This window comes from Paenibacillus sp. EZ-K15, from assembly GCF_002573715.1.
In the GTDB taxonomy this organism is placed as follows: domain Bacteria; phylum Bacillota; class Bacilli; order Paenibacillales; family Paenibacillaceae; genus Paenibacillus_AQ.
Window position 1 is genome coordinate 22,950 of the sequence record NZ_PDHM01000009.1, and the last position, 14,587, is coordinate 37,536.

Sequence of the window (14,587 nt, forward strand, 5' to 3'; positions counted from 1 at the left end):
CACAATCGTAAAAAAACACATCGACAAACAAATGCCGCCATTGTTGGCGAGGCCCTCCGCTTATACGATGAATACGAAGGAAAACTTACAACGGGAGGTCCATATGGCGAACATCAACCCAAGCACGCGGCTAACACCGTCAGCGCGGAGCCGGGAATGGTTATCCAGCTTTCGCAAGTACAAGGCGATATACCTCATCTCGATTCCGGGCATCCTCTATTTTCTGGTATTTAAATATGTCCCTTTATTCGGCAGCGCCATGGCTTTTCAGGAGTACAACTTATTCAAAGGCATATGGGAAAGCCCATGGGTGGGGCTGGATCAGTTCTACCGCATGTTTCAGTACGAGGAGTTTCTGCGGATCTTCTGGAACACCCTGTTGATCGGGATGTACAGCATCGTATTTGCTTTTCCAATCCCTATCATTCTGGCCCTCCTGTTGAACGAGATTCGCCTCGTCCTGTACAAGCGGGTGCTGCAAACGGTTATCTACATGCCGCACTTTCTGTCCTGGGTCATCATCGGGGGGATTGCGGTGGGCATTCTGTCTCCGACCACGGGCATCATGAATCAGATTCTGATGTGGGTGGGACTCGAACCGATTTACTTCCTTGGCGAGGAAAGCTATATTCGCAGCATTCTGATCGGCTCCGGCATTTGGAAGGAAGCTGGCTGGGGAACGATTATTTACTTGGCGGCGCTGGCCGGGATCAACCCGGATCTGTATGAAGCTGCACGCGTAGACGGCGCAAACCGGTGGCGCCAGACCCTGGCGATTACGATTCCGTCGATTCTGCCAACGATTATGATTCTGTTTCTGCTAAACATCGGCAATTTCCTCGATTTCGGGTTTGAGCGGGTGTTTGTGTTCCTGAATGCCTTGAACGAGAATAAGGGCGACATTCTGGATACGTACATTTACCGCGTCGGTCTGCTCGGACAGCAGTACAGCTACACCACAGCCATCGGGCTGTTTAAATCTCTCATCGGGCTGCTGCTCATTGTGGGCGGAAACGCTATAAGCCGCAAAACGACCGGAAATTCCTTATACTAGGCAGGTGACCAAAACATGATAAAAAGATCAAAAGGTGAATCCGTATTCGAAATTTTCAACTTTATCTTCCTGGCCGTTGTGTCGGCTGCCATGATATTCCCGATCCTGCACGTTGCGGCGCAATCGCTCAGCAGTGATGTGGCCATTTCACGGGGAGACGTTGGCCTGTGGCCGGTTGAGTTTACGCTCTCCAACTATGCAATCGTCTTGAACGATACTTCCGTATGGCGTTCCTTTCTGATCAGCGTATTCGTGACTGTCGTGGGGACCGGGATCAACTTGATTGCAACGGCCTCGCTGGCCTATCCGCTGTCGCGCAATGAATATCGGGGACGAAAAGTCATTCTCATGCTCGTGCTGGTTACTTTTATCTTCAGCGCGCCCCTGATCCCGAATTATCTGCTCATTAAATCGCTGAACATGCTGGATACGGTATGGGCCCTGATTATTCCGGGCGCGATCAGCGCGTACAACCTGTTCATTATGCGCTCGTTCTTCATGAATCTGCCGAACGAAATTATTGATTCGGCCCGGATCGACGGGTGCGGGGAGCTGCGGATCATATCGAGCATCGTGCTGCCTTTGTCCAAGCCGGTCATGGCGACGATGGGATTGTTTTACGCCGTTGCGCATTGGAATTCGTACTCGTCCGCTCTATACTATATCAATAGCCGTAAACTATTTCCGCTTCAGGTTCGTCTGAGAGAGATCGTCATAACCGATCAGATGGGAGAGATGGACACCACGTTCGAGAATCTGGCGAACATGTCCCCGGAGGGCATCAAGATGGCCACGATTGTAATCGCTACGCTGCCGATCATCCTGGTCTACCCGTTCCTGCAGAAATATTTTATTAAGGGCATGCTCATCGGTTCGATCAAATCTTGATCGTAAAAGAACACAATCCCATAATAAGAACGCCAATACTGCATATGAGGGTTATGAGCTACGATGAAATGGATTTAACGAAAGCGCTTACCTCATGAATGAGCCACTTGTCTATTTTTTTGTGAAAAAGGGGAGAGGTTGATGAAAAAAAGTTGGACGGTCTTACTGATCAGCGTCATGATGATGTCACTGCTCGCGGGGTGCGGGGGGAAAGCGGAAGAAGGAGCAGTCAGTCCCAAGCCGGAAGAAACGAAACAAGGTACAGACTCGAGCAAGCTGGCCTTCTCGATTTCATTCTCCACGGGCGGCAACACCTACACCGAATCATCACCCGATATCAATAAGGACAAATGGGTGCTGAAGCTGGAGGAGATGACAAACACGGATCTCGATATCCGCTTGATGTCCCATAAGGAATTTGATCAGAAGATGAGTCTGATGTTTGCAGGCAACGAAATCCCGGACGTTGTGGGGAATATGCGAGGAGGTCCAACGACAGGATCGATGTCAGGCTCGGTGGAAGCCGGGGTGTTCATGCCGCTGGATGATCTCCTCAAAGAGCATGCTCCGAACCTCATGAAACTGGTTACCCCGGCCGCATGGGAAGAAGTATCGTATGACGGCAAAATCTACGGTATCCCGGCCTGGCTGGAAAATCCGTCGCGCCGCGCCACGTTCATTCGCACGGATCTAATGGAGAAGGCCGGCATTAAGGAAGCGCCTAAAACCGCGGAAGAGTATCTGGATATGCTGCGTGCCTTTAAGAAGCTGGGTGTAGAGCACCCATACCAGTACCGTGAGGGCTTTAAATATGCGGATACCTTCCTTGGGGCGTATGATGTGCTGCCGTTCCAGTTCATGGAGCTGAATGGGGAGGTCGTACCGAAGTTCTTCGATGTCGAGAACATGACCAAGGCGCTCCAGACTTATAAGACGATGTACGATGAGGGGCTAATCCCGAAGGATTTCGCTTCGCTCTCCCAGGATGATTACGGACGCAATATTAATGCCGGCAAATCCGGGATGTGGGCCTCCAACGGCGAGGGGCTGATCGGGTTCCGCACCAAGCTGAAGGAAGTGGATCCTTCGATGAAGGTGGATATTTACCCATCCCCGACTGGATCGGACGGCAAGGGCGGACTCGGCTTATACAGCTCGGTATCGACCACGTACTATATCAATAACAAGGTTGGAAAAGAGAAAGCCATCGAAATCATTAAATTCCTGGATTGGATGCTGACGGAAGAAGCCGATATGTTCTTCTCCTTCGGGATTGAAGGCGAGAATTACACGATGGAGAACGGGAAAGTCAACTATAAGTGGCCTGTGACGAAACAAGAGGTCGATGAAGCGGGCTTCCGGGCCAACCAGCTGTGGTTCGTTCATGAGCTAACCTATAATAAGAAGCAGACTGCCCTTACCGAGGATGGCCAGGACGTGATCAAGGCTTTCAGCGATGTGCTGAGCAATGAAGGCCGCGGCGGCATTACGTTCATGGCGAATCTGAACAGCTTCTCCAAGTTCCCGGATCTGGCTTCGACCGGAGATACGGGACCTAAATTCATCCTGGACAGCATGGTGAAGATGATCTACGGCAAGCAGCCGATCTCCGATTGGCCGAAGGTGCTGGAGGAATACCGTGCCAAGGGCGGGGATGAGATCATCAAGGAAGCGACGGAGCGCTGGAAGAACAAGGAGAATGTGGTAGACCGTACGAGATAACATCCAAGATAGGAAGTAGGGCATCTCCTGTTTGTTCCTAAAAGCGTGTACAATAGATCCAATATGTAAGCGTTTAACCTAAATGAGCGAAGGATGAAAAATCAAGGTATCCGCCGGTCTTACCATTACAGGTAGCCGCTGCGGATACCTTATTGTTCCATTCGATGTTTGCCTCATCCCTTATTCTTCTACATACAGGAGGCTAAAATGATATGCGGTTGCTTATTGCTGACGACGAACCTGTAATCCGAAGAGGGCTGGTCAAGATGGCGGAGACCTACCGTCTGCAGTTTGATGCCATTGACACGGCCGTGAATGGTGAGCATGCGCTCTCACTGATCAAGGAATTCGAGCCGGATGTACTGCTGACCGATATCCGCATGCCCCGAATGGGCGGACTGGAGCTGTGTCAGGAGCTCCATGAGCAGTATGGGCATATTCAAATTATCGTCATATCGGGTTATGGCGAATTCCAATATGCGCAGCAATGTCTGGCTTATGGGGTTAAACACTATCTGCTAAAGCCGGTCACCGGCGTGGTGCTGCACCAAACCTTTGACGCGATTGTCAAACACCGCAATAAAGGCATTGTCTCGCTGGCTTCCTATGTCGATTGGATTGAAAATATCGGGCAGGAGATCTGGATGCTGCAGACCGAACAGCTCGATCGCCTGTTGGTGGATTGGAGGGCGCATCTGCAAGCGGCGGGACTTAGTGTCCCACAGCTTCAGCAGCTGCTGGATGATGCGGTGGGCATGATTTTCCGTCGTCTCGTCTCGAAAGGATATATGGAGGTTTCGGTGATTGAACCGATCGGTCACCATACTGTGCAGGAGCAGCTGTTGAACGAATTTGAGCTGAGGGTTAAGCAGATGACTGCCGATTTGGTGACGCAGCGGTGGGGGAATTTCAAGAACCCGCTGGATGAAGTGAAATCGTATATCGACACGCATCTGTCCGAGGAGATCACCCTTGAGGAAGTGGCGGAGATGGCCGGTTATACGCCGACGTATTTCAGCGCAATGTTTAAGAAGATGACGGGCGATACCTTTGTAAGGTACCGGATTCACCGGCGAATGGAGCGGGCGAAGGAGCTGCTGGCCCTGCCGCATATGCGGATCATCGACGTGGCGGCGAACGTCGGTTACGAGGATTATCCCCATTTTACAAAAATGTTCAAGAAGGTAACGGGACATACGCCGACGGAATATCGGACGATGCTGGGCTTTAACGGATGAAAAATAAACTGTACCGCAAGCTGTTTCTGTACTTTGTATCCATCATTGTGCTGACTACCTTGTTGATCGGCATCGTTACCTACACGCGCTCATCAGCTGAGCTGGACCGCCAGCTGGACCGGCATATGTCGCAAATCGTGCAGAATGCCTTGAACCATACCGATCTGTATATTAAATCCTACGACCGTACGATGATCTCTTTATTGACCAACCGGGAATTGAAGAAATTCGTGGATTTGCCTAACCCGGCGGACCACTATGATTACTATCACATCAGCTCCACAATCAAGGATACGGTATTCCGTCCCCTCATGGAACGGGGGCCCGAGCTGCTGACCATGTATCTCCTGTCTTATAACGGACATGCCACGTACAGCTTCGGTTCTGATTTTACGGCTCCGGTATTCAGTGCAGAGGAGAAGGCAAAGCAGCTGACGGATCTCCGCAATACCACGAAAGATGAAAGCGGTCTCATGATTCATACGGAGAGCATTATACCTGGACGCAGCGGTAGTGTAGTACGCATGACAAGACTGATCAAGGGACTATCCTCCACAGCGGAAAAGGGCGTGTTAGCCATGGAAGTACGTTCCCAGGAGTTATCCTCTCTCTGGAAAGGAATTGATCTGGGCGAACGCGGATACTTCTATATCGCGGATGCCAGCGGCCATGTAGTCTATCAGCCTGAGGGGCTGGAGCATAACGCCTCGTCTCCGGCCGAGGATCCGAAGCTGACTGCCGCCATCATGGGCGCGGACGAGGAATCCTTCAAATATACGACGGCCGATGGAGAGCAGAGAGTGTTCATGACGCGGATGTCCCCCTATTCCGGATGGCGCCTGGTTGCTTCGATGCCGCTGGAGGAGTGGCGCAAACCGATTGCCAGCATCCGCTCGACGGTATGGACGATCGGCTTGATCAGCCTCGTTGCTGCTTGTCTGCTTGCTTATCGCTTCACTCGTTCCATAACCCAGCCCATCCAGACGATTATCCGCGGGATGCGTCAGACGGAGCAGGGGCGGTGGATTCCCTTGGAGCTTCCTAAACGCGAAGACGAGTTGACGGAAATGATGCAGCGGTACAATCTGATGGTGACCCGGCTGTCGGAATTAATCGAGCGGGTATACGAGACCGAGCTGCAGCAGCAGAAGACGATAATCGAACGGCAAAATGCCGAATTCCAGGCGCTTCAGCTCCAGATCAATCCGCATTTTATGTATAACACGCTGGAGACCATCGTATGTTATGCCGAGGTTGAAGGCTCATCGGAGATTACCGAAATGGTGTCCTCACTTGGCTTTATGATGCGATACTCCTTGCTGACGTCCCTCGAGGAGATCACGGTCGCGAATGAGCTGAACCACGTCTTGAACTACATGACGATCATGAAGCATCGGCACGATCTGGAGTTCGATCTTCGGGTGGAGGTACCCCATGAGCTGCTTCTGTATAAAATGGTGCGGTTGACGCTCCAGCCGTTAATTGAAAATGCATTCCAGCATGCCTTTCCTGACGGAATCGAAGCATCGCAGCACATCATGATCTCTGCCGGGTGCGATGATGATTCCTTCTGGGTCAGCGTGAAGGATAACGGCATCGGCATGACGGATGAACAGCTGCGCGAGGTTACGGCACGGCTATCTTACGAGTATGACCACGTGAATCATGTACCTGAATTCTCCCTGAACCTTAATGGTACTGGAGGCATTGGGCTGCTGAATGTGCATCGGCGGATTCAGCTGGTATTCGGCGAGAACTACGGACTCCGTGTAACCTCGGCAGGCGTGGAGACAGGAACCACCATCCGCATGGTCATGCCATGTCCGCCGCGTGCATAGCACAAGGCCTGCTTCCGGATTGGAGGTCAGGCCTTGTGTTTTTTGAAGAGATAAGAAAGGTTAACCTTCAGAGGCTTACTCTTCTTATCCCGCAAGAATGACTGGCTTACTTGTTCTCCGCTTGCGGCGTGAGATGGATGGATACGCCGCCGTACACCTTGAGACGTATCTTGATGGTATCCTTGGCGCAGCACGTTTCCGTGTGAACCTCAATGGGAGGAAGAATGGAACGATATCGGTATTCGTCCGCTTCCGCCTGTTCCTGATAGATCATGGCTTGGTAGGCTTGGTCATCTTCAAGGAAATCCAGCGGAATCTGGGCATCTCGTCCTCCGGCGGCGCAAATGGAGGCGACAAACCATTCTGTACCCGATCGTCTTGCTATCGTAACGAATCGGCCCGGATAACCTTCCAGCAGCCGAGTCTCATCCCAGACGGCTGGAACGGCAGCCAGCAGCGGCTTGCCCGGATGATCGGCGAATACGGAGATCGCATCAGCATAATGTTGGATGCCGGATTCGAAGAGGATGGCTAGGGCCAGTTGAAGCCCTTGGGTTGTGTTGGTCCGTCTGCTGAACGTGACCGGCGTAAAATCCATGGACCCGATCACGTTCCGCGTAAACGGCAAGGTACAGAGATGAACCGCGTTAGGCCCTTCGCTCTGCGCCCGGTAGTATTCCGCACCGTAAACGCCTTCTCTTGTCATCACGTGAGGCCATGTCCGGTGTTCGCCGCTTGGTTTGGTGGATCCATGAAAATTAACCATCAGGCGATGCCTGGCAGCGGATTCCGCAATGGCATCATAGACCTGGAGCGTCTCTTGGTTGTCGCTGTCAAAAAAATCGACCTTGATGCCTACAGCGCCCCAAGATGCCCACAGGCGTAATTTCTCCTCACGGAGTTCCTTCGTATTCAGTCCTTTATAATGCGTCCACAGCCAGATACCGACGCCACGCTCCTTCGCGTAAGCGATGAGCTGCGGCACGTCCAGCTTGCCTTCCCAGCCGCCGTCCACGACGCTGTACTCCCATCCCATCTCGGCGGCAAAATCGACATGCTGCCGTTGAATATCCATATCGCCGCAGGAATCGCCTTCCGCGTACCAGGACCAGGCCGCTCTGCCCGGGGAGATCCAAGAGGTCTCTTGCAGCACGGGCGGGGGACATAGGTGTGTCGTTACCGATGAAGACACCAGATCCCCGAGCGATCCGATGATCATGACACGCCAGGGCGTCGAAAGCGGAAGCTGCGAAGCAATCGGCGTTTCCTGATCCGGGGCGAAGGAGGTTCGGAGCTTCCGGCAATCGTGCTCATCCGCTGCGAGATGACTGGCGCCATATCCGCCGTCCACGGCAGCTTCTGTCAGCAGCAGCCATTGATCCTCTGCCGATTGGACCAGCAGCGGGAAACCGAAATGCCTTCCCCGAAGATGTTCCGGCATGGCATGGTCGTAGGTCCGTTCATAACACCGCATGAACGGCTGTCCCCAGACGTTGAGCATCCGGTCCTCCGGCAGATGGAATCCGGAGACCTCGTTCTCGATGCGAATATCTCCTTCTCCTTGCAGCTCATACCGGTATGCGACGCCGTCTTGAAAAGCACGGAAACGAATCTTCACCTGATGATTCTCGACCGAAGTCAGGAGCACCAGCTCGCTTGCCTCGTAAGACTGCGATTTTTGTTTGCCGGTCACAAGTTCGTAACGCTCCGTAATCGTGTTGTGCTCAACCCCTTGAATGCGTATGCCTTCCTGAAATTTGTATTTGTCGGTTATCAGTCCGAGCGGCGATCTTTCAAGAACCCGATCCCGCTTGTTCATCACCGTGTAAAAGAGGGGGCCGTTATGCTCCTGTTCCAGCGTGATATGCAGATTCCCGTCAGGTGAATGAAGCTGCGCATGAAACGGCGCTGACGGAGACTGGGATAGCTCATGATCCATAAACGATACTCCTTCCTTGTCGCTCCAAGAATGACGTATTCATTGCAGCCTCATTGTAACGGACAAAGCGAAGGGTTAGCATACGGCTCCGTTCGCTCCAGGTTGTGTTTTCTTACGTTGTGTTACTCCATAAAAAAACACGGCCATTCCGCAAGTTACGGCATGGTCCAGCGAGCAAAGGCTGTTTTATCATAGAAGCATATCAAGAGGTGTTTGAAAGGAGGGCATCATGTAATCGCTGGTGGATCGTAATCACTACATATGACAAAGGATGGGTGATGATTGATGAGACAGGTACGCAAGCGTAACAGGCAGGTAAGAAGAGGAGGTATTATACTGCTATTGGGTATTCTGCTGTTTTCGTTCGGCAATCCGCCAATACAGGGGGAAACGGCTGCACCGGATGTGATGGAACGGGTCAACCTGGCATGGAATAAGCAGGCGACGGCCAGTTCCGAGATCAGCGGGCGTGAAGCTGGGAAAGCGGTTGATGGCAGCCGTGATACCTACTGGCAGCCGGCGAGCACAGACCGTGAGGACATGAGTGTATTCATACAGGTGGATCTGGGGAGTGAGCAGTCCTTCAATCAGGTTGTCCTGGATTTAAATCGGGGAGATAATCTGGGAAGTATCGAGATAGATTACTCCCGTGATGGCGAGTCTTGGAGCAGAGCTTATACGAAAAACGGGGGTATTCGAGCGGACGGTCAGGAAGTTATGACGTTTGATTTCGTAAGCGCTTCCCAAATTCGGGTAACGCTGCTGCTGAGCCGCAATCTCAATGTTCAGCTTAAGGAGTTGGAGCTTTATATGCAGGATGGAGATCAAGGGATTCCGTCCGATGTAACGGAGCTGGCCTTTGTGAAGTCGGATGGATCCCCTTATAACAACAATGAGGAACTGACATTGGACATTGGAGGCACATCGGCCGTGGAGGTGCGCGGCAAACGGGTCAGCGGGGAATGGATTTCGCTGCCTCAAGGCCAGGTTCAATATCATGTGGTGGGAACCAGCGCAGCGGTGACTTCCGAAGGTTCGGTAACCGGGACCAAGGTAGGCGCCACTCGGTTATATGCGGAAACCAGCATCAACGGTCAAGCGATCCGTACGCCGGATTTCTGGATTGTGGTGAAGGATGATCAGGAGTTCCAAGATCCGAAATACATTGCCTTTAGTTCGTTCGCGCATAAGGCGTTGGTCCAGAAGATTGGCGAGGCGGCGATCTTGGGGGAAGGCAAGGAGCTACCCGTCGTAACGATCGCTCCGAATATGGATGGAACCGTAACTGCCAGATGGTTCAAGGACGATCAATCCAGAGGCTCGCTGGGCACGAAGGCGCTGCAGGCAGGGGTAACGCAATCGATAACGCTTCCGGGAGGGATGAAAGTACCGGGCACGTACGAGGTGCGGATGACTTTCCAAACCACAGACGGGGGAACCTACTTCGACAGCTTGTTTTACACCGTCATGCCCAAGAAAGGAATACCTGAAGGTCAGAGTCAAATCGCCTTTACCGGAAAAGACGGAAGGATGGTGTATGTTCCCGATTATAAGGGGAACCGGATCATAGATTTCTCAAACGTCGGTTATATGGGTGGCGGTGTGAAACTGCCCGACGTTCAGGCGAGAATTGCCGTACAGCCGACCGGCGGGGACGATACGGCGATGCTGCAAGCGGCGATTGATGAGGTGTCCCGGCTGCCTCGTGACGCGGACGGCTTCCGAGGGGCAGTGCTGCTGAAGAAGGGCACGTATCTGGTCGGCGGTTCCCTGAACATTCAGGCCAGCGGGGTCGTGCTGCGGGGTGAGGGCAAGAGTGAGGACGGCACCATCATCCGCGGCACGGGAACAACGGCCAGAAATTTGATTGTGGTCGGTGGAACCAACGGTGCAGCTGTTGTTGACGGGACGGAGACGGACATCCAGGATCTGTACGTTCCGGCAGGCTCCCGATCCTTCCATGTCCAGAATGCCTCTGGTTATCAGGTGGGCGACACCGTTATTGTTCGGAGAATCGGTAATGACCGCTGGATTCATGAGATCGGCATGGATCATATCTATATGCGGCCAGGGACCGGGGGAACGCAGCAATGGTCCCCGTTCAATCTGGATTTTGACCGCGTCATTACGGCCATCGACGGCAACCGGATTACGGTGGATGCTCCATTAGCAAATGCCATTGAACGTCAATGGGGTGGAGGCAAGCTGTTCAAGGCGACGGATGAATCTCGAATTGAACTGGTTGGGATTGAGAATATGCGCGCCATATCCGATTTTGATCCGAGCAAGACCGATACCAAGATGGATAACGATGTTCTGGATACCCCGTATTATTCCGATGAGGCACATGCGGAGCGCTTCATTATGATGAACAGCGTGAAGAATGCCTGGGTGCGCGAGGTGGACGGCTACCATTTCTCCTACGCCTTGGTGCAGGTCGGGCGGCAGGCCAAATGGGTCACCGTGCAGGACAGCGAAACGTACGATATGGTCAGCGTGATTACCGGCGGTCGTCGTTACAGCTTTTTCATCCAGGGGCAATTAAATCTGGTGCAGCGCAATTATACGGAGACTTCACGTCATGCTTATGTTATTGAGAGCCGCGTACAAGGACCGAATGTCATGTACGACAATAAGGCGACTCGCGAATACAATACAAGCGAGCCGCACCATCGCTGGTCCACGGGCGGCCTGTACGACAACGTCAGTGCGCGTATCAGCGTTCGCGACCGTGGATGGCTGGGCAGCGGACATGGTTGGGCGGGAGCGAATTACGTCATGTGGAACACCGAAGGCGGGCTTGTTGCGCAGAAGCCCCCAACGGCACAAAACTATGTCATCGGCCACATCCCGACGGAAGACGGTTTGAATGTGAAACCGCTCGTTCCGAATGATTATGATTCAAGACCGCGTGAGGACGGATATTGGGAATATGCCGACCGGCATGTAGCGCTTCAGAGTTTATTCGTCCAGCAGTTGAAGGATCGTCTGGGTCAGCAAGCGGTGGATAATCTGGCCCGTACGCCTGTGGGCGGCGGTGCGATAGATATACCAGAGCAGCCTTAATTATATATAGCGAACAGGGGATTATCAGGGGAAACGCTGATCGTCCCCTTCTTCGCGAAGAAGGGGAGACATGTATGAAGATGGAGAAGGTGGAGAGGGAGACAACAGGAAGAGGTACGGAATGTTCTCATGGTGGACATCAAACGGAGTCTGATCGTACAAGACAGCACGGCAAGATTGAGGCGGCAGGGCATGTAACCCCCTGGCCGCAGCCTGACACATCTGTAAGTCGGCGCTTGCGGTTATGGTATGTTTCCTCCGCAGCCGAGTGGAATGAAGCATTGCCTATCGGGAATGGGCGTTTGGGCGGCATGGTCTTTGGCAAGACCTCGCTTGAGCGGGTGCAGCTCAACGAGGATTCCCTCTGGTATGGTGGTCCGGGAAGGGGAGCCAACCCTAACGCCACTGAATATTTGAGCGACATCAGGCAGATGCTGCGGGATGGACGTCAGGCCGAGGCCGAGCATCTGGCCCGGATGGCGATGACTTCATCCCCGAAATACGAGCAGCCCTACCAGCCGCTAGGCGATCTGCTGCTCAAGTTCCTGGATGCCGAGGAAGCGGTGGAGTATTATGAGCGAGAGCTGGATTTGGAGCGGTCCATGGTGACCGTATCCTATTCTTCGAGCGGCATAGGTTATCGCAGGCAGTATTTTGTCAGTGCGCCGGATGGCGTGATGGTGATTCGCCTAACTGCCGATCGGCCGGGAGCGCTGACGTTTGCGGCAAACCTGATGCGCCGTCCTTTTGACAGCGGAACGGAGTCGTTAGGGCATGATACCTTGCTGATGAATGGCGAATGCGGCGCGGACGGCATTACCTTCTGCACGGCACTGCGTGCTGTCGCTGAGGGAGGAAGCGTTCGAACCATCGGTGACTTTCTCTCGGTTGAAGGCGCGGATTCGGTTACGCTGCTGCTGTCAGCCCAGACGACCTTTCGGTGTCAGCAGCCGGGCCAGGTATGTCTGGAGCAGTTGGATCGTGCGGCAGGCATGTCGTTCGAACAGCTGAAAAGCCGTCATCTGGAGGAGTATCGGGAGAAGTTTGAGCGGTTCTCGCTAACTATTGGTTCCAGCAAGAAGGATGCGAATAGAGCGGGCTTAACCGAAAGAGAAGTTGACATTCCGAATGGGATGGATCGCGTTGTCGGTCCAGATCAAGTTGAAATTTCAAATCGAGCAGAAGACGATTTATTATCCCTGCCTACCGATCAGCGGCTAAATCTGCTGCAGGAAAGAGTGAAGACGGAAGGTGCTTCTGCGGAGAACAGCGATCCCGACTTGATCGCGTTATACGTGCAGTATGGGCGGTATTTGCTCATCTCCTGCTCCAGACCCGGATCTCTCGCAGCGAACCTGCAGGGCATATGGAATGACAGCTTCACCCCGCCCTGGGAGTCGAAGTATACGATCAATGTGAACATTCAGATGAACTACTGGCCGGCAGAGCTGCTGAGCCTGGCGGAGTGCCACGAGCCGCTGTTCGACCTGATTCACCGCATGCTCCCGAATGGCCTAGACACGGCTCGCGAGATGTATGGCTGTAGTGGTTTCGCAGCGCATCACAATACAAATCTCTGGGGAGAGACCCGGCCTGAAGGAATATTGATGACCTGTACCGTATGGCCGATGGGATCTGCCTGGCTGTGCCTTCATCTATGGGAGCATTACCGGTTTGGCGGGGATGCGGATTTCCTGCAGGAACGAGCGTATCCGGCCATGAAGGAAGCGGCGATATTCCTGCTGGATTATATGACCGTGGATGAGGAAGGGAGACGGATAACCGGACCTTCCGTTTCGCCGGAGAACCGATTTGTGCTGCCGAACGGAGCCATCGGCAGCCTCTGTATGGGACCTGCCATGGATGCGCAGATTGCGACGGCCTTGTTCCGGGCCTGTCTTGCGGCAGGCCATCTTGTCGGAGATGAGGACTCCTTCCTTGAAGAGCTTCAAACCGCGCTGCAAGAAATTCCGGCACCGCGGATTGGAAGGCAGGGAGGGATCATGGAGTGGCTGGATGATTATGAGGAGGCCGATCCCGGACACCGGCATATCTCGCAGCTGTTCGCCCTGTATCCGGGAGAGCAGATTGATCCTGCCCAGTCCCCGGAGCTTGCCGAGGCGGCTTACAAGACCTTGGAGCGACGGCTTGCGCATGGCGGCGGTCATACCGGCTGGAGCCGCGCCTGGATCATCAATTATTACGCCAGGCTGCAGCACGGCGCAGAAGCGTATGAGCATCTGGTGAATCTTCTGGCTTCCTCAACTTATCCGAATCTGCTGGATTGCCATCCGCCTTTTCAAATCGACGGTAATTTCGGCGGGATTGCCGGTGTCGCCGAAATGCTGCTGCAGTCGCATACGGGAGAGTTAAGGCTGCTCCCGGCTCTGCCCCCGCAGTGGAATAGCGGCAAGGTGAAGGGGCTTCGTGCCCGGGGCGGCTTTGTTGTCGACATTCGCTGGGAGGAAGGCGAATTGACCGAGGTGAAGATTCGAGCCGACAAGGCGGGCGAATGCAGGGTATGGTCCCGTTCATCGCTTGCCCTCATAGAGGAGAAACAGCTTGGAGAGGTTACGCTGACCAGTACCACCATATCCGGAGGAGCATATTGCTACTCGTTCTTGATACAGCAGGGTGCCAGCTGTAGCTGGAGAAGGTCTGCCTAGGATACACATAGAGCGGTTGAAGAATACGTTTAAATTGAAAAGAATGGTAAATCCCTCAGTGAGGGAACAAATATAATGTTATAATAACGAAAATAACCCACTCCTAAGGTTGGCGCCTAAGTGGGTTATTTTCTCATTTCTGACTTGATCTTGGAGGAGAACTCCTAGACCTCAAA

At 53.3% G+C, this 14,587-nt stretch carries 8 protein-coding genes; 7 read left to right on the forward strand and 1 reads right to left on the reverse strand.

Annotation, left to right across the window (positions count from 1 at the left end):
- The first annotated feature begins 103 nt into the window (after nt 1–103).
- The 5 genes from CRG97_RS06115 to CRG97_RS06135 all read left to right on the forward strand — a co-directional run bounded on the left by CRG97_RS06115 (nt 104) and on the right by CRG97_RS06135 (nt 6,740).
- The gene (locus CRG97_RS06115) at nt 104–1,054 is read left to right on the forward strand and encodes an ABC transporter permease (RefSeq protein ID WP_098742239.1); all 951 of its coding nucleotides are present in this window, start codon (nt 104–106) and stop codon (nt 1,052–1,054) included.
- Nucleotides 1,055–1,069: 15 nt separating this feature from the next.
- Nucleotides 1,070–1,942 (forward strand): carbohydrate ABC transporter permease, encoded by an 873-nt coding sequence (locus CRG97_RS06120; protein WP_098742240.1) that lies wholly within the window; start codon nt 1,070–1,072, stop codon nt 1,940–1,942.
- Between the two features lie 141 nt (nt 1,943–2,083).
- Nucleotides 2,084–3,664, forward strand: coding sequence for an extracellular solute-binding protein (locus CRG97_RS06125; protein ID WP_098742241.1), 1,581 nt, complete (start codon nt 2,084–2,086; stop codon nt 3,662–3,664).
- A 212-nt stretch (nt 3,665–3,876) separates the two neighbouring features.
- Nucleotides 3,877–4,902, forward strand: coding sequence for a response regulator transcription factor (locus CRG97_RS06130; protein ID WP_098742242.1), 1,026 nt, complete (start codon nt 3,877–3,879; stop codon nt 4,900–4,902).
- Nucleotides 4,899–6,740 (forward strand): cache domain-containing sensor histidine kinase, encoded by a 1,842-nt coding sequence (locus CRG97_RS06135; RefSeq protein WP_098742243.1) that lies wholly within the window; start codon nt 4,899–4,901, stop codon nt 6,738–6,740. Before CRG97_RS06130 ends, CRG97_RS06135 begins: the two co-directional genes overlap by 4 nt.
- A gap of 106 nt (nt 6,741–6,846) precedes the next feature.
- On the opposite strand, the gene CRG97_RS06140 is transcribed toward CRG97_RS06135, so the two are convergent.
- Nucleotides 6,847–8,679 (reverse strand): glycoside hydrolase family 97 protein, encoded by a 1,833-nt coding sequence (locus CRG97_RS06140; RefSeq protein WP_098742244.1) that lies wholly within the window; start codon nt 8,677–8,679, stop codon nt 6,847–6,849.
- A gap of 285 nt (nt 8,680–8,964) precedes the next feature.
- On the opposite strand from CRG97_RS06140, the gene CRG97_RS06145 reads away from it, so the two are divergent.
- Entirely contained in the window at nt 8,965–11,745 is a 2,781-nt protein-coding gene (locus tag CRG97_RS06145; RefSeq protein WP_098742245.1) for a discoidin domain-containing protein, read from the forward strand.
- Nucleotides 11,746–11,819: 74 nt separating this feature from the next.
- Complete coding sequence (locus CRG97_RS06150) at nt 11,820–14,411, forward strand: glycoside hydrolase family 95 protein (protein ID WP_098742246.1); 2,592 nt, start codon at nt 11,820–11,822, stop codon at nt 14,409–14,411.
- The last annotated feature ends 176 nt before the right edge of the window (nt 14,412–14,587 follow it).